This is a genomic window from Streptococcus oralis (genome assembly GCF_003944215.1).
In the GTDB taxonomy this organism is placed as follows: domain Bacteria; phylum Bacillota; class Bacilli; order Lactobacillales; family Streptococcaceae; genus Streptococcus; species Streptococcus oralis_BI.
On sequence record NZ_RJVZ01000010.1, the window covers coordinates 65,663 to 82,041 of the forward strand.

A 16,379-nucleotide genomic window follows, 5' to 3' on the forward strand; every position below is an offset into this window, starting at 1 on the left:
TCTGATTGCAAATGGAAACCTGAGGCCAAGACTCAATGAAAATCAAAGAGCAAACTAGGAAACTAGCCGCAAGCTGCTCAAAGCACTGCTTTGAGGTTGTAGATAGAACTGACGAAGTCAGTAACCTACATACGGCAAGGCGACGTTGACGCAGTTTGAATTTGATTTTTGAAGAGTACAAGACCCCAGGTTTTTCTTATTCATAAGTTACGACTGAGACGGCACCCTTGTCATACTCAGCGATAAAGATATTGGCCACATTGTCATGCCCTTGTTTGCTGAGATTATCAAGCAACCACTCTTCGCTACGGTCAATATATTCCAAAACATCGACTTGGATCACACCGTCAGTCACAACTGGATACTTAGGATTTTCATCTCCCATTTGGACCACGATGAGTTGGCCATTTTGCTCATGCACAGCTCGTTTGACCTGTTTCATCTGGAAAATTCCTTGGCTACGAAGTTTGAGAGCAACTTCTGCTGCAGACAAACCAACTGAACGACAGGCTTCTGGGTCAATCTGCCCATTTTTGATAAGGAGAGTTGGTTTTCCATCAATCAAGCGTTTGACAAAACGAACATTGTTATTGAGCCACTTGAGGGTCAAGACCAAAATCGTCCACATCATCAAAATCACTGCGTACTGCAGAATGCTGATTGAACTATTGTAAATCACCCCACCGATGATACCACCAAGAACATAGTTCTGAATTTGGTCTGTAGCAGAGTTAGGTGCTAGATTCCCCTTTCCTGTCACATTAATAACAAAAACAAGAGAGAAAAGACCCAAGGCCAGTTTGATTAAAATTTCCATATAATTGAGTGTCATTTGTTTACCTCCACCAATTCAATAGCGTCTGTTTGATGCAATTCTAATTTCTCTAAAAGATACTTGTCTGGTTGGCTCCCGTTCATGGCACGATAGAAATTTGAACCTACCTTGATAAGTGCTCCATCAGTGGCTGCAGAAGTATTGACATAAACTTCTGATTTATCCACTCCCAAGTCTTTGGAAACAACCTCTATGAAATGAAGGGAAGTTTGAAATTGGTTGTTAGAGGCTTGATTGGTCTGGTATTTTGAGATTGTTACCAAAAGCATGGCTACCAAGGTCAAGGCCAAAATCATGACCAATTCCCGAAACTTAGTCCCCTTTTTATCTCGATAGGCTTTAAAAGCAAAAAATCCTGTGATAGCTAGGAGCACAATCCCAAAGCCAATCATGATGCCATTTTGCTGACCAATTTGGCTGAGGACATAGTCATATGAGTAAAATTTCATTTATTTTCACTCCCTTTCATAAAATCATTCTTAATTATAAACGAAAGAGGGTGATTTTTCAAACCATACGTTGGGGAAATGCGCCTTTTTTTGGTATAATATAGTCTATAATCTGAATGAAAAAGGTAACTTTATGAAACTCATCTCATGGAATATTGATTCCCTCAATGCAGCCCTAACGAGCGACTCAGCTCGTGCAAAATTGTCCCAAGAAGTCCTACAAACCTTGGTAGCCGAAAATGCTGATATTATCGCTATTCAGGAAACCAAGCTTTCTGCAAAAGGGCCTACAAAAAAACACTTGGAAATTTTAGAAGAACTCTTCCCAGGTTATGAAAACACTTGGCGTTCTTCCCAAGAACCTGCTCGCAAAGGCTACGCTGGAACCATGTTCCTTTATAAAAAAGGACTCACGCCAACGATTAGCTTCCCAGAAATCGGTGCTCCTTCTACCATGGACTTGGAAGGTCGCATCATCACCTTGGAATTTGATACATTTTTCGTGACCCAAGTATACACACCAAACGCTGGCGACGGTCTCAAACGCTTGGAAGAACGCCAAGTCTGGGATGTCAAATACGCTGAGTATTTGGCTCAACTAGACAAAGAAAAACCAGTCCTTGCGACTGGTGACTACAACGTAGCTCACAAGGAAATTGACCTTGCAAATCCTGCCAGCAACCGCCGTTCACCTGGTTTTACAGACGAGGAACGTGCTGGATTTACCAACCTCTTGGCAACTGGATTTACTGACACCTTCCGCCATCTTCACGGTGATGTCCCAGAACGTTACACTTGGTGGGCGCAACGCAGCAAGACTTCTAAAATCAACAATACAGGCTGGAGAATCGACTACTGGCTCACTAGCAACCGCATGGCTGACAAGGTGACCAAGTCTGACATGATTGACTCGGGTGCGCGTCAAGACCATACGCCGATTGTATTGGAAATTGAGCTCTAAGGAGAAAGCTAATGGACTATCAAGCTGTCATTCCCGAATTTGTAGTATCTGACCTCGAAAAGTCACGCCACTTCTACTGCGACTTGCTGGGATTTTCTGTCGAATACGAGCGTCCAGAGGAGAAATTTCTCTTCCTCTCGCTTGAAGACTGCCAACTTATGCTAGAAGAAGGCAGCACAGAAGAATTAGCCCAACTAACCTATCCTTTCGGGCGCGGTGTCAATATTTCCTTTGGCATTGAAGATGTCCCTCAGCTCCACCAAAAACTGCTGGAAGCTGACTATCCTATTTATCGTCCTTTGACCAAAAGAAAATTTCGTGTTGGGGATCACTATATCTATCCTCACGAATTTGCCGTTTTGGATCCAGATGGCTATTTTTTAAGATTTAGCGAATAGAATAATAGAACCCTACAATACTGTATCTCGTTGTAGGTTTCTTTTTTTGTTCGTTTTTTTCATTAAAATACTAATAAAATATTTGATTTCTAAAGCTATTTAGTGTAAAATAATGACATTAACGCTATTGCGTTTGATAATAGTACCATTTTACTTGTTTATGTCGTGAATTGGCACGACGTTTCTACAAGGTGCCGGAACACCTAACAATGAGTAAGTCTGTTGAGGGTATGTTTTTAGACATACCTATTTTGAGGGCTTGCTTATCTGTTAAGTAGGTCCTTTTTTCTAGCCCTTTTTGAGATGATAAAGGCGATAGAAAAACACAAAAGAGTTTAGACTTTAGGAGGTCTTATGAAATTATTAGAAGAGCGCATCCTTGAGGATGGGCAGATCTTGGGTGACAACATCCTCAAGGTAGATTCCTTTTTAACCCACCAAGTTGACTATCGTTTGATGCGGGAGATTGGTAAGGTTTTTGCGGAAAAATTCGCATCTGCTGGCATTACCAAGGTTGTAACGATTGAAGCTTCAGGGATCGCCCCAGCTGTTTTTACAGCTGAAGCCTTAGATGTTCCCATGATTTTCGCAAAGAAAGCTAAAAACATCACTATGAACGAAGGCATCTTAACTGCTGAGGTTTACTCCTTTACCAAGCAGGTGACGAGCACGGTTTCCATCGCTGGAAAATTCCTCTCACCTGAGGACAAGGTCTTGATTATCGATGATTTCCTAGCCAATGGACAAGCTGCCAAAGGCTTGATCCAAATTATTGAACAGGCCGGAGCAAAAGTCGAAGCCATTGGTATCGTAATCGAAAAATCCTTTCAGGATGGTCGTGATTTGCTCGAGAAAGCTGGCTATCCAGTTCTATCACTCGCTCGTTTGGAACGTTTTGAAAACGGTCAGGTCGTATTTAAGGAGGCAGATCTCTAATGCAAAAACAAGAAAAACACTCGCAAGCAGCCGTTCTTGGCTTGCAGCACTTACTAGCCATGTACTCAGGTTCTATCCTAGTTCCCATCATGATTGCGACAGCTCTTGGCTATTCAGCTGAGCAGTTGACCTACCTGATTTCTACAGATATATTCATGTGTGGGGTGGCCACCTTCCTCCAACTCCAACTCAACAAATACTTTGGTGTTGGGCTACCAGTCGTTCTTGGAGTTGCCTTCCAATCCGTCGCTCCTTTAATTATGATTGGGCAAAGCCACGGTAGCGGTGCTATGTTTGGTGCCCTTATCGTTTCAGGGATTTATGTAGTTCTGATTTCAGGCATTTTCTCAAAAGTTGCCAATCTTTTCCCATCTATCGTAACGGGCTCTGTCATTACCACGATTGGATTGACCTTGATTCCTGTTGCTATTGGAAATATGGGAAATAATGTTCCAGAGCCAACTGGTCAAAGCCTCTTGCTTGCAGCCATCACTGTTCTGATCATCCTCTTGATTAACATCTTTACCAAAGGATTTATCAAGTCTATCTCCATTTTGATTGGTCTGGTTGTCGGAACCGCTATTGCTGCTACTATGGGCTTGGTTGATTTCTCCCCTGTTGCGGCAGCACCACTAGTCCATGTCCCAACTCCCCTCTACTTTGGGATGCCAACCTTTGAAATCTCCTCTATTGTCATGATGTGTATCATTGCAACGGTTTCTATGGTTGAGTCCACTGGTGTTTACCTAGCCTTGTCTGATATTACCAATGACCCAATCGACAGCACGCGCCTTCGCAACGGTTATCGCGCAGAAGGTCTGGCCGTACTTCTCGGAGGAATCTTTAACACCTTCCCTTACACAGGATTTTCACAAAACGTTGGGTTGGTTAAATTGTCAGGTATCAAGACACGTCTGCCAATCTACTACGCAGCTGGTTTCTTAGTTCTCCTTGGACTCCTTCCTAAGTTTGGAGCCCTCGCCCAAATCATTCCGAGCCCTGTCCTTGGAGGGGCCATGCTGGTGATGTTTGGTTTTGTTTCCCTTCAAGGGATGCAAATCCTCGCCCGCGTTGACTTTGCTAACAATGAACACAACTTCCTTATCGCAGCTGTATCAATCGCTGCAGGTGTCGGACTCAATAACAGTAATCTCTTTGTCAGCATGCCGACAGCCTTCCAAATGTTCTTCTCAAACGGAATCGTCGTAGCCAGCCTACTGGCCATTGTACTCAATGCCGTATTAAATCGGAAAAAGAAATAAGAAAAAGAGGTGTGAGCCTCCAGATTGAAGAAAAGTTCATTTTGGACGATTTTTTCAATCTTTTTCTTTCGGTCCAAAATGAGACTACCCTTAAAAAAGTTGGAATAATAGCCCTTCTGAGAAAATATACGTTAAATCAGAAATTAAATTATTTCCAAAATAATTGTAAGAGTATCCACTTTCTAATAGGTCGCTCAAAAAGTTTTAAAAATCATAAAAACGCATAATATCAGGCATTCAAAAACCTTAATATTATGCGTTTTATCAGGGAAAAATTTGCTAGATTTTCTCCTCAAATTGAGTCATTACCCAGACTCTTCTATTATCTTCTTTTTCTCTTTTTTTCAGACATGAGCGTAATGTCTCTCAAGCTAAAGTAGGCTAGAGCCAGCATGGCGATTGTGACAAAGAATTCTGTCGGTAATTGGAAGATTTGCAAGATGGACAACATCAGCAAAATCAAGAGTGCAACAACTAAAAAGACCAAGATAACGATGTTGACTGTTCCTTTGATACTTTGGGGTGTCGCAAATACATAGAGTAGTAATAAGAGTATCCCTATGATTAAATAGACCATCTTTATCTCTTTCTAGCTCTTATTCAGCTGATTTTTTCTTTTTGTTGGCCTTCTCACGCTCTGCCTTGTTGAGGATTTGCTTACGCAAACGGATAGACTCAGGCGTTACTTCCATGTACTCATCGTCGTTCAAGAACTCAAGTGACTCTTCAAGGGTCAAGATACGAGGTGTCTTAATAACAGCAGTTTGGTCCTTGGTAGCTGAACGAACGTTGGTCATTTGTTTGGCCTTGGTGATATTAACTGTCAAGTCATTCTCACGAGAGTTTTCACCGATGATCATTCCTTCATAAACTTCAGTACCTGGGTTGACAAAGATCGTACCACGTTCTTCAATCGACATGATTGAGTATGTTGTAGCCTTACCAGCATCGATGGAAACAAGGGCTCCACGGTGACGACCACCGATTTCACCTGGAATCAATGGCAAGTATTGGTCAAAGGTATGGTTCATGATACCGTAACCACGAGTCATGGACAAGAACTCAGTTGAGTATCCAATCAAACCACGCGCTGGCACAAGGAAGACCAAACGAGTTTGACCATTACCAGTTGAAATCATATCCAACATTTCACCCTTACGTTCAGAAAGGCTTTGGATAACAGATCCTTGGTATTCTTCTGGAGTGTCGATTTGCACGCGCTCAAACGGCTCACATTTGACACCGTCGATTTCTTTTACAATAACCTCTGGACGAGATACTTGAAGTTCATAACCCTCACGACGCATGGTTTCGATCAAGATTGACAAGTGCAATTCTCCACGTCCTGAAACAGTCCATTTATCTGGTGAGTCTGTAGGCTCGACACGAAGAGAAACGTCTGTTTGCAATTCTGCCTGCAAGCGTTCTTCCACCTTACGAGAAGTTACCCATTTCCCTTCACGACCTGCAAATGGTGAGTTGTTTACCAAGAAAGTCATTTGAAGTGTTGGTTCATCGATGTGAAGGATTGGAAGTGGTTCAATGGCATCTGTCGGAGTAATGGTTTCACCAACAAAGATATCTTCCATACCTGAAACGGCAATCAAGTCACCAGCTTTGGCTTCTTGAATTTCACGACGTTCCAAACCAAAGAAACCGAAGAGTTTTGTGACACGGAAGTTCTTGGTTGTACCATCAAGTTTAGAGAGGGTAACTTGGTCCCCAACTTTCACACTACCGCGGAAGACACGACCGATACCGATACGACCAACGAAGTCATTATAGTCCAAAAGAGACACTTGGAACTGCAAAGGCTCATCTGAGTTGTCTACTGGAGCTGGGATATGGTCGATGATGGTATCGAAGATTGGTGCCATTGTTTTTTCTTGATCAGCAGGATCATCTGACAATGAAGAAGTTCCGTTGATAGCAGAAGCATACACCACTGGGAAATCAAGCTGGTCATCATCAGCACCAAGCTCGATGAAGAGTTCCAAGACTTCGTCCACTACTTCTGCTGGGCGAGCTGATGGTTTATCGATTTTGTTGACAACCACGATTGGGACAAGGTCTTGTTCCAAGGCTTTTTTCAATACGAAACGAGTTTGTGGCATGGTTCCTTCGTAGGCATCCACAACCAAAACAACACCGTCAACCATTTTCATGATACGCTCAACTTCTCCACCGAAGTCCGCGTGCCCAGGTGTGTCCATGATATTAATACGAGTTCCATTGTAGGCAACGGCTGTATTTTTAGCAAGGATGGTAATTCCACGCTCTTTTTCGATATCGTTTGAGTCCATTGCACGCTCTGCCAACTCAGTACGAGCATCAAGAGTTTCAGATTGTTTCAATAATTCGTCAACAAGGGTTGTTTTACCGTGGTCAACGTGGGCAATAATGGCTACGTTACGGATATCTTCTCTTAATTTTGTCATGATTTCCTCTATAATATTTAAAATTTATTTTCTAACTGAACAATTATACCACAGTCTCATTCAAAAATCACAGTTCAGCTAAGTGTAAATGTTTTCACTCTGCTTTTCTAGTCAAGGCAACTCTTTTCAAAGTCAGAGACTTATGATAAGATAGGCTGGTATGCGTTTAGATAGATTATTAGCCCAAGAAAAGGTCAGTCGCAAGGCTATGAAACAGGCTCTATTAAAAAAAGAAATCCTAGTGGACAATTTTCCAGCCAGCTCCCTCGCTCAAAATGTCGATACAGGATTGCAAAAACTAGTCTTTCAAGGACGGCAAATCCAAGGATATGAGCACAACTACCTCATGCTTCATAAACCAAATGGAATCGTTACAGCTAACAAGGATAAGAAACTTCCAACCGTCATGGACCTCCTTCCACCTGACATCCAGTCTGACCAGCTCTATGCTGTCGGCAGATTAGACCGCGATACGACGGGACTGCTCCTTTTGACAGACAATGGACCTTTAGGATTCCAACTCCTTCATCCCCAGTACCATGTCGATAAATCCTATCAAGTGGTGGTAAACGGACCGCTCACGCCAGACCATATCCTGCAGTTTAAGGAAGAAATCGTCTTTTTAGATGGAACACTCTGCAAACCTGCCAAACTAGAAATTCTATCCGCAGGCCCAACAGAGAGTCGGGCCTCCATCACTATCTCTGAGGGCAAGTTTCATCAAGTCAAGAAGATGTTTCTCTCAGTTGGTGTCAAGGTGACTGCCCTAAAACGAGTCCAATTCGGTGATTTTACATTAGACCCAGAACTAACAGAAGGGCAATACCGTCTCTTGAATCCAGAGGAATTAGAGATCATTAAAAACTATTTAGAGAAAAGTGGATAAAAGAAAAAAGCTTTATGTTTAAAGCTTTTTTGTTTTTTTGCTTATCTAAAAATTAGTGCGATGGCTACAATCCAGTTAAGTACAGAAACCACAATACCTACGATATTGAGAATTCTTTCTGTTTTATAGTCTAGTCCAGATTCTCTTTGATATACATTAGCCAAGACCAATCCTATGATACCCAAAACCAGACCTACTATTGGAGATAGCAAACCAAGAACGATAGATAGGATACCTAAGACAAGTGAGGATTTTTTCTTTTGTTGTGAATTCATATTATAAAATCTCCTTAAATTTAATATAAATGATGATACCTTAAAATGCTAGCTTCATCTATCATTCGACAGTTTTTAACAGAATGTTAGCTAGTCTTCACTTTCCCTTTCCAAGAATCCAATCCATAAGAAAGAATATAAATCTCAGAGAAACCTTGCTTTTTCAGATAGAGTGCAGCATTAGTCACTCGTTGGGCACGTTGGTTTTCGTAGAGAAGGACAGGTCTATCCTTACGAAGGGCTGCAAGGCTTGACTTCAACTGATTTGAAGGAATATTGCGCGCACCAAGGATATGTTTTCTGTGAAATTCTGCTGGTTCACGGACATCAATCAACTGCCCTTTTCGAATCAAGGCTTCAAATTCTGTATTGTCCACAATCTTAGCTGCACGACGAATACGAAGGTAGTTATAACCCATCCATGCCGCCATCGCCAATACGATTCCCCACAAAACCCAAATTGTCATAAGTTCTTATCTCCATTTTTCTCTATGTAGTCTAATTCTATCTTGTGCTCTCTACGAAGAACAGCTTCTGCCTCTAGATAGTCTAGCTTGTCCATCAGACCTGCATCATATATCCGAGAGAGTTCGAGCTTCATCAGTTCAATATCATACAATCGCTTCCCCATGTAAACAATAATGCCAAACTGTTTGAGAAATTGTTGCACATCATAGAATGTTTTCATAGCTTCCATTTTAGCAGATTCTAGACTTTTTTTCAATACTGGACTAGCTCTTTCCCCCTATTTTCTTCGTCTTCATTGCCCATTCTTCTGCAAGTATGGTACAATAAAAACATGAGAATTCAACAACTACACTATATTATCAAAATCGTCGAAACTGGCTCTATGAATGAGGCAGCCAAGCAACTTTTTATTACCCAACCAAGTCTCTCTAATGCCGTTCGAGACTTGGAAAATGAAATGGGTATTGAAATCTTTATTCGCAATCCCAAGGGTATTACCTTGACCCGCGATGGGATGGAATTCCTCTCCTATGCCCGTCAAGTTGTAGAGCAAACCCAGCTTCTGGAGGAACGCTATAAAAATCCTGTCGCCCACCGCGAACTCTTTAGCGTGTCGTCTCAACACTATGCCTTTGTGGTCAATGCCTTTGTATCGCTACTTAAGAAAAGTGATATGGAAAAATACGAACTTTTCCTTCGTGAAACTCGAACTTGGGAGATTATCGACGATGTCAAGAACTTCCGTAGTGAAGTCGGTGTCCTCTTCCTAAACAGCTACAATCGCGATGTTTTAACGAAAATGCTAGATGACAATCACCTGCTAGCGCACCACCTCTTCACAGCCCAACCCCATATCTTTGTTAGCAAGACCAACCCTCTGGCAAAGAAAGATAAGGTTAAACTAGAAGATTTGGAGAACTTCCCTTACCTCAGCTATGACCAGGGGACGCACAACTCCTTCTACTTTTCAGAAGAGATTCTTTCACAGGAGCATCACAAGAAATCCATCGTAGTCAGTGACCGCGCAACCCTCTTTAATCTTTTGATTGGTTTGGATGGTTACACCATTGCAACAGGGATTTTAAACAGCAACCTCAACGGAGACAATATCGTTTCCATTCCACTGGACATAGACGATCCCATTGAACTAGTCTATATCCAACATGAAAAAACCAGCCTATCCAAAATGGGCGAACGCTTTATCGAGTATCTACTTGAAGAAGTTCAGTTTGATAGTTGATAAACCATCAGACATATTTTATAATATTTCTTAGAAAATAATGATTGGAGAATATCGTTGAAAAAGTTCATATTGGCAAGTGCTGTTGTCCTTTCAATGGCAGGATTTGTCCAAGCACCTATCTACGCAGAAGAAAACAATGCCAATCCTCCTGCTACCACCGAACAAAGCAACTCTAAGGAAGATAAGAAAGATCTTTCAATTAAAAATGAAGAGGAGACTGCAACACTTCCAAAAGACAAGGTAAAAGAAGAAGCCCCTAAAAAAGAAGGATGGCAGGAAGAAAACAAACACTGGCGTTTCTATGAAAACAATCAGCCTGTCCTCAAATGGAAAAAAATTCAAGTGGAAAAAAATTCAAGATAAGTGGTACTATTTTGACCAAGAGGGAAATCGACTCAGTGATACCATCTTTGATGGCTATGTTCTCAATAAAGACGGGGTCATGGTAGAAAATGGCTGGGTAGCTCTTGAGGGTAAATGGTACTACGTCAGTGAGGCTGGAAAAATCATCCAACAAAAATGGAAAAAAATCGGAGGAGTTTGGTACTACTTTGACAAAGATGGTGTCATGCTTAGTCAAACAATCGTTGATGGTTATCTCCTTACCAAAAGCGGGGCTATGGCTGAGAATGGCTGGGTGAAGATTGACCAAAATTGGTATTATGTCACACCATCTGGCAGAATCTCGCAAGACAAATGGGAGAAAGTCAACGGTTCATGGTATTATTTTGACAAAAATGGCGTGATGCTCAGCAAAACGACCGTTGGTGCTTACCTGCTCGGCAGTAGCGGGGCTATGGCGGAAAACTCCTGGGTGAGAATCAATGACAATTGGTATTACGCTAATGAATATGGGAAATACAGCCAAGACAAATGGGAGAAAATCAAGGGAACTTGGTATGCTTTTGAACAAAATGGAGTCATGCTTTCCAATAAATGGAAAGGAAGCTACTACCTCAAATCTAGTGGAGCCATGGCTGAAAAAGAGTGGATCTTTGACAAGGCCTACAACAGTTGGTTCTATCTAAAAGCGAACGGAACCTATGCGGCTCGTGAATGGATTGGAGCCTACTATCTCAAGTCTGGTGGCTATATGGCCAAGAATGAGTGGATTTACGACGATTATTACAAGGCTCGTTACTATTTGGACGATAGTGGCCATTATGTATCAGGAACCTACAAGATAGACGGCAAGGAACACTTGTTCCAAAAATACGGTCAATGGATTTCTGAAGTTTCAACCGAAGGTGGATTTGTAAAAGGTCAATACAGTAAAACTATCTTCCTAGATCCTGGGCATGGTGGTCGAGATTCCGGTGCCTTTTACTACAATGTAGCTGAAAAAGATCTCAACATGCAAATCTATCGCAAACTGCGTAAGAAATTAGAAGAATTAGGTTATACTGTCCTCACATCACGTGACAGTGATATCGATGTTGATTTTAAGACTGAGCGTTCAAGAATGGTAAATAAAACCAACTCTGATATCTTTATCAGTATTCACTTCAATGCTACTGGAAACATTCACTCGAAAGCGAGCGGTATTCAAACCTACTCCTATAGCGATGAACCTGATTATCCAAGTAAGATCAATAAATACTGGCACAACCATCCTGATCGTATGAGTGAAAGCAAACGCCTCGCTGCTGCTATCCACTCCTCTCTCCTAGCCGAAACTGGTGCCAAGGATGCTGGCTTATTGGAAAGTAGCTTTGCCGTTCTACGCGAGACTGCCAAACCAGCCGTCCTCCTAGAACTCGCTTATATGGATAATTTCACTGAGAATCAACGTATTCGTGAGGATCGATACCAAGATAGACTAGTCGCAGGTATTGTGAAAGGCATCCAAAAATATTACGCTGGTAAATAAAAACAAAGTCTCGAGGTTTCTCGAGACTTTTCTACTTGCCTTCTTTTTTATCTTTATCAGGAAAGAGGTAGCCAAGTCCTACACAAGCTAGCACTCCTGCACCAATCACCAAACTACTTGAAATTGGCAAAAGGTCCAAAATAGCATTTGCAATGATAAAGGCGATGATCAAGCACATCAAGCTAGCCTTGTAGTCTTTTTTCAAAAAGTTTTCTAGCGTGAAATAGAGGAACAATCCTACCGGAATGAGTGACCAGAGATTGACATCCAAACTTGGCCATCCAATATAACCGAAATACAATACAACCGCTGCCGCTACTAAAAATACGATTCCCAATAATTTTTTCATTTTTTTGTCTCCATTTTCTTTTTTAGGAATTTGAGTTGTCTGATACTGACCCCTCACGTCCCTTACAAAAATCATTATAGCAGAGGGTTTCCCCCAGAACAAGGCCTTTTGCCTATCTGGTCTATATCTCAGTTTAAGTGGTTGAATATTTCTGGCAAAAGAAAAGAAGCCCTAATGGACTTCTTCATTCTGCCGATTGCAGGGATCGAACCTGTGACCTACGCGTTACGAGTGCGTTGCTCTACCAACTGAGCTAAATCGGCAATTACTCTTTTAGTATAGCACTCTGAGAATAGATGTCAAGAAATTTTCATCTCCATTAGAAAAAGCCTGTCCTGAGACGAGGCTTTGAGTTTCTTCCTTTTACGAACCCGCACTTTCGTAGGCATCTAAGCCCTTGTCCCATAGTTTCAAAGAAATGACAAAAAAGACAAGGGAAATTAGAATCAAACCACCAATGTTAAAGAGCCCATCCTTGTCCTGCAAGAAATAGCTGGCAGGATAGTAGGCCGTAAAAGCGAAAGGTACGATAAAGCTAATCAACCAACGAAGAAGCGAATTGTAAATGGAAATTGGATACTTGGCAAAGTCATTAAACATATAAAAAATGTAAATCATGGCTCCTGACTGCTTGGTCCAAAAAGCAATACTGGCTGTCGCGATTTTCAAGGAAGTATAAATCAAGGTCGCAAAGGGTATACAAACTAGGAAAAGCAGAAATTTAGGAAGAGTCCAAGCAATGCTTGATACTGTTGTCGCTAGTAAAATTCCACCAACCAAAAGTTCGCCCAAGGCATCAATCTGAAAGGTCTCAACTAGGATGTGAAAGAGAGGATTGATAGGACGCGTCAGATACTTGTCAAATTCTCCTTTTCGCACCAAGCGTTGCCCCAGTGCCCAGAGATTGTCAAAAAAGAGGTGATCCAGACCCTTTGGAATCAAGGAAAAGCCATAAATAAAGGCTATCTCTTGGAAGGACCAGCCTTCTAGCGAAGGGATGTGTTGAAAGATGACATTGAGAAACAAGAGATTCAAGCCTTGGGTCAGAAAGACTCCCAGCACACCAACCACAAAATCAACCTTGTATTCCATGATTTGTTTGATGTATTGTCTGATAAAAATCAGATGCATGCGTTGATATTTTTTCATACTAACCTCCCTGAATGGTGATAAATGACTGGACTCGTTTCCAAATCAACTGAGACAAGCCCACCATCACTAAGAGCCAGAAAAACTGCAAAGCGAGCGCCTGATGAATCTGACTGGCATCGTATTTTCCAACGATAATCATAACTGGAGTGTAAATCAAGGATGAAAAAGGCAAGAATGAGAGAATATCTGAAACCACCTTGGGAAAGAAAGCCAAGGGAATCAGACTTCCAGACATAAAGGCAACTATTGAAGTCTTGAGTAGATTGGAACCCCATAGATTTTTAAACACAAAGGCTGAAAATCCAAAGCAGATATTAAAGAAAAAGTTGATCAGGTAGGCTAGGGTTAAGCTAAAGAGATAAAGGATGGTTAATCCCAGTACTTCTACAACACCTTGCCCAGATAAGATTTTCATCAAGACAATAACACTCAAAAATGGAAGTCCAACAGAGATAAAAATCAACCACTTAGACCCAAGCTCAGTAAAGAGATAAGAGGCCGCAAAATGCACCGGTCTCAACAAGCGCATGATAATGGAACCATCCTTGACCTCCTCACCAATCATAAAGGACGAATCCGACCTGGTCAAAAGATTGGTCACAAAACTCATGATGATGTAGAGGGTGATATCTGCCATACTGAATCCCTGAATCAAAGACTCTTGCGAGGAATCAAAGACCGCCTTCCAGAGATAGAAGGCCACAAAAGCTCCCATAACATCACCAATCCGATAGAGAATAAAGTTAACTCGATAGGTGATCAACTCCTGAATCCCTGCATTGATAAAGGGTTTATAACGTCTCCACAATTTGACCATCTTAGAGCTCCTTTCGATAGAAGCGACGGATAATATCCTCAATATCCGTATCCACCATCTTCAAATCACGGACTTCAAAATCAGACAAGGTTTGCTTGATAATATCAGCTGATTGGTAGCGGGAACTATCAAATTCAATATTGAGGCTGTTTCCTTGTCTATCAATGGTCATATCCGAAAAACCTTCATAGTGAGAAAGGAGATGACTTTGACCTGGTAGCAGTTCAAAGGAAAGAGTCTTCATCTTGCCAAAGGTTTCCTTGAGCTGGCTAACCGTCCCATCAAAAATCTCCTGCCCCTTGTCAATCATAAAAATCCGATCACAGAGTTGCTCAATATCACTCAGGTCGTGAGTGGTCAAGAGGATGGTTGTTTCTTCCTCTTGATTGATCTGAGTAATGGCCCGACGAATGTTATCCTTGACCGAAACGTCCAAACCAATGGTCGGCTCATCTAAAAAGAGAACCTTGGGATTGTGAAGCAAGGAGGCCGCAATGTCCGCCCGCATCCGTTGACCCAGTGAAAGAGTTCGCACGGGATCCTTGATAAAATCCTTCAAATCCAAGACTTCATTCAAAAAGTCCATGCGCTTATGGAAAAGCGAGTCTGGCACATCGTAAATCTCTTTCAAGACCGTGTAGGTCTCTTGCAGAGCCAGATCCCACCATAGCTGGGTACGTTGTCCAAAAACTACTCCAATATCCTTGACGTAGTCTTGGCGATTGTCCTGGGGAATTTTACCGTTAATCCGACAAAAACCAGATGTCGGTTTTAAAATCCCTGTCAGCATTTTGATGGTTGTCGACTTCCCAGCCCCATTGGCCCCAATAAAGCCTAAAATCTGCCCCTTTGGAACCTCAAAGGTTAAATCCTTAACCGCTTCAAAGGTCTGCTTTTCAGGATGAATAAAGGAGCGCAAAGCTCCCTTCAAACCTGGTTCCTTCACTGTCTTCACAAAATTTTTCTGAAGATGTTGCACTTCTATCATTGCCATATCTATCTCCCTATCGTAAGGAATAGTAACATAGTATTTTTAACTACAAATATTCTAAATCCTTACTTTCTACACCTTCTCAATATTATTACAGAAGGCTTTATACCAACCTATTATAGTCCAATAAAAACTAGAATGCAAGCGTTTGCCTATAGATTATGAAATTAGAGATTTCTCTCTTAAAAAAATACTTTTAATCAAAAATTCTGGTTTCATAGTTTCCTTAAAACACCAAAAAAACCTGCCCATTGGGCAGGCTATATATAAAGTAAAATATTTCTAATTTAGTATGTTAAAACCCATAAAAATCTAAAAATCTAAAAACCTAAAAACCTAAACGTTCTTGATCCCAATTGCCATACTCATCATATCCAAATCCATCAGGATCCATTGCATCAATCCCACATTGTTCTAGAAAACGAAAACAGTCTTTGCAATAGTAAACTCCATCAATATGATCACTACCATCCCAATTAAGCTCTCTCTTAGTGAACTCTCCACCACATTCTTCACATGTATATAATTTTAACATATAATTACCTCTCTTTGTCCTTTTTAAATTATATTTCAATCAAATATAGAGTGTGAAACTACAAGTTATTCTCTTTACGGAATTCCTCTTTTTCTAGTTCTGTTCCTCCTCTTACAAAAGTATTTTCGCCTAGATGATATAAATGTACACAAGGAGATTTTCTTTCATCAGGATAAAAATGATTAATAGCTTGTTCTTCTTGTAGCAGTTCAGAAAAGGTTGAATCATCTAGTGATCTGTCTTGCTCTGTATCTTCCAATTCATTAATCCGTCTTTGATTAAGGCTATTCTTGTTAGTTATCAAACTTAAAATAATTAATATAAATTCAGGATTGTTTACAACAAAATTTAGACATTCCCTCCCACCTTTTGACATACTTTTGCCAACAGATTTTGATACTTTCATGGTAATGTTTAATGCACTATTTGCTTGATCTTTGATTCTTCGCGTATTAATTTTCATTTCTTTCCCACTTTTTTATTTCAATTTTATCTGATTTTTATTGAATTACCT

Annotated in this window: 19 protein-coding genes, 1 tRNA gene, 1 pseudogene and 1 riboswitch; of the genes and pseudogenes, 7 read left to right on the forward strand and 14 right to left on the reverse strand. The window is 41.0% G+C overall.

Translation table 11 applies throughout. The annotated features are described in order from the left end of the window. Positions 1-196: 196 nt before the first annotated feature. Together D8804_RS06965 and D8804_RS06970 are read right to left on the reverse strand one after the other, a co-directional pair. Entirely contained in the window at positions 197-832 is a 636-nt protein-coding gene (locus D8804_RS06965) for a DUF421 domain-containing protein (RefSeq protein ID WP_000174452.1), read from the reverse strand. Continuing rightward, entirely contained in the window at positions 829-1,284 is a 456-nt protein-coding gene (locus tag D8804_RS06970; protein ID WP_033606256.1) for a DUF3290 family protein, read from the reverse strand. The genes D8804_RS06965 and D8804_RS06970 overlap by 4 nt, the downstream gene beginning before the upstream one ends. 133 nt (positions 1,285-1,417) lie before the next feature. Between D8804_RS06970 and D8804_RS06975 the strand changes: the two genes are divergently transcribed. From D8804_RS06975 to D8804_RS06990, 4 genes are all read left to right on the forward strand, one after another. After that, positions 1,418-2,245: an exodeoxyribonuclease III gene (locus tag D8804_RS06975; protein ID WP_125399272.1), complete on the forward strand. Its 828-nt coding sequence runs from the start codon at positions 1,418-1,420 to the stop codon at positions 2,243-2,245. Between the two features lie 11 nt (positions 2,246-2,256). Further along, the gene (locus D8804_RS06980; protein WP_125399273.1) at positions 2,257-2,643 is read left to right on the forward strand and encodes a bleomycin resistance protein; all 387 of its coding nucleotides are present in this window, start codon (positions 2,257-2,259) and stop codon (positions 2,641-2,643) included. A 134-nt stretch (positions 2,644-2,777) separates the two neighbouring features. Further along, a riboswitch (purine riboswitch) is annotated at positions 2,778-2,873 on the forward strand. Between the two features lie 124 nt (positions 2,874-2,997). After that, the gene (locus D8804_RS06985) at positions 2,998-3,579 is read left to right on the forward strand and encodes a xanthine phosphoribosyltransferase (RefSeq protein ID WP_084946328.1); all 582 of its coding nucleotides are present in this window, start codon (positions 2,998-3,000) and stop codon (positions 3,577-3,579) included. After that, the gene (locus D8804_RS06990; RefSeq protein ID WP_125399274.1) at positions 3,579-4,841 is read left to right on the forward strand and encodes a nucleobase:cation symporter-2 family protein; all 1,263 of its coding nucleotides are present in this window, start codon (positions 3,579-3,581) and stop codon (positions 4,839-4,841) included. Before D8804_RS06985 ends, D8804_RS06990 begins: the two co-directional genes overlap by 1 nt. 322 nt (positions 4,842-5,163) lie before the next feature. On the opposite strand, the gene D8804_RS06995 is transcribed toward D8804_RS06990, so the two are convergent. Both D8804_RS06995 and typA read right to left on the reverse strand, forming a co-directional pair. Next, positions 5,164-5,418 (reverse strand): DUF3165 family protein, encoded by a 255-nt coding sequence (locus D8804_RS06995; protein ID WP_125399275.1) that lies wholly within the window; start codon positions 5,416-5,418, stop codon positions 5,164-5,166. 19 nt (positions 5,419-5,437) lie between these two features. Further along, positions 5,438-7,279: a translational GTPase TypA gene (gene typA / locus D8804_RS07000; protein WP_125399276.1), complete on the reverse strand. Its 1,842-nt coding sequence runs from the start codon at positions 7,277-7,279 to the stop codon at positions 5,438-5,440. Between the two features lie 160 nt (positions 7,280-7,439). On the opposite strand from typA, the gene D8804_RS07005 reads away from it, so the two are divergent. After that, complete coding sequence (locus tag D8804_RS07005) at positions 7,440-8,165, forward strand: 16S rRNA pseudouridine(516) synthase (protein WP_125399277.1); 726 nt, start codon at positions 7,440-7,442, stop codon at positions 8,163-8,165. Positions 8,166-8,206: 41 nt separating this feature from the next. On the opposite strand, the gene D8804_RS07010 is transcribed toward D8804_RS07005, so the two are convergent. The 3 genes from D8804_RS07010 to D8804_RS07020 form a co-directional block, all read right to left on the reverse strand. Beyond that, positions 8,207-8,440 (reverse strand): DUF4190 domain-containing protein, encoded by a 234-nt coding sequence (locus D8804_RS07010; protein ID WP_125399278.1) that lies wholly within the window; start codon positions 8,438-8,440, stop codon positions 8,207-8,209. Between the two features lie 86 nt (positions 8,441-8,526). Next, the gene (locus tag D8804_RS07015) at positions 8,527-8,907 is read right to left on the reverse strand and encodes a rhodanese-like domain-containing protein (protein ID WP_125399279.1); all 381 of its coding nucleotides are present in this window, start codon (positions 8,905-8,907) and stop codon (positions 8,527-8,529) included. Further along, positions 8,904-9,137, reverse strand: coding sequence for a YqgQ family protein (locus tag D8804_RS07020; protein ID WP_044135604.1), 234 nt, complete (start codon positions 9,135-9,137; stop codon positions 8,904-8,906). The genes D8804_RS07015 and D8804_RS07020 overlap by 4 nt, the downstream gene beginning before the upstream one ends. Before the next feature lie 102 nt (positions 9,138-9,239). Here D8804_RS07020 and D8804_RS07025 point away from each other — a divergent pair, with 102 nt between their 5' ends. Next, positions 9,240-10,148, forward strand: a complete 909-nt coding sequence (locus D8804_RS07025; RefSeq protein WP_001222589.1) for a LysR family transcriptional regulator — start codon at positions 9,240-9,242, stop codon at positions 10,146-10,148. 57 nt (positions 10,149-10,205) lie between these two features. After that, a pseudogene (locus D8804_RS07030) lies at positions 10,206-12,021 on the forward strand (N-acetylmuramoyl-L-alanine amidase). 31 nt (positions 12,022-12,052) lie between these two features. Here the strand turns inward: D8804_RS07030 and D8804_RS07035 are convergent. The 7 genes from D8804_RS07035 to D8804_RS07070 all read right to left on the reverse strand — a co-directional run bounded on the left by D8804_RS07035 (position 12,053) and on the right by D8804_RS07070 (position 16,328). After that, positions 12,053-12,370, reverse strand: a complete 318-nt coding sequence (locus D8804_RS07035) for a hypothetical protein (RefSeq protein WP_125399280.1) — start codon at positions 12,368-12,370, stop codon at positions 12,053-12,055. 190 nt (positions 12,371-12,560) lie between these two features. Beyond that, positions 12,561-12,633, reverse strand: a tRNA-Thr gene (locus D8804_RS07040). A 100-nt stretch (positions 12,634-12,733) separates the two neighbouring features. Further along, complete coding sequence (locus D8804_RS07045; protein WP_125399281.1) at positions 12,734-13,519, reverse strand: ABC transporter permease; 786 nt, start codon at positions 13,517-13,519, stop codon at positions 12,734-12,736. Position 13,520: 1 nt separating this feature from the next. Continuing rightward, positions 13,521-14,339, reverse strand: a complete 819-nt coding sequence (locus D8804_RS07050; RefSeq protein ID WP_125399282.1) for an ABC transporter permease — start codon at positions 14,337-14,339, stop codon at positions 13,521-13,523. Position 14,340: 1 nt separating this feature from the next. After that, a complete protein-coding gene (locus tag D8804_RS07055) occupies positions 14,341-15,333 on the reverse strand; it encodes an ABC transporter ATP-binding protein (RefSeq protein WP_125399283.1) in 993 nt (330 codons plus the stop codon). Between the two features lie 325 nt (positions 15,334-15,658). Further along, positions 15,659-15,865, reverse strand: coding sequence for a hypothetical protein (locus D8804_RS07065; RefSeq protein ID WP_125399285.1), 207 nt, complete (start codon positions 15,863-15,865; stop codon positions 15,659-15,661). A 58-nt stretch (positions 15,866-15,923) separates the two neighbouring features. Then, a complete protein-coding gene (locus D8804_RS07070; protein WP_000700897.1) occupies positions 15,924-16,328 on the reverse strand; it encodes a hypothetical protein in 405 nt (134 codons plus the stop codon). Positions 16,329-16,379: the final 51 nt, after the last annotated feature.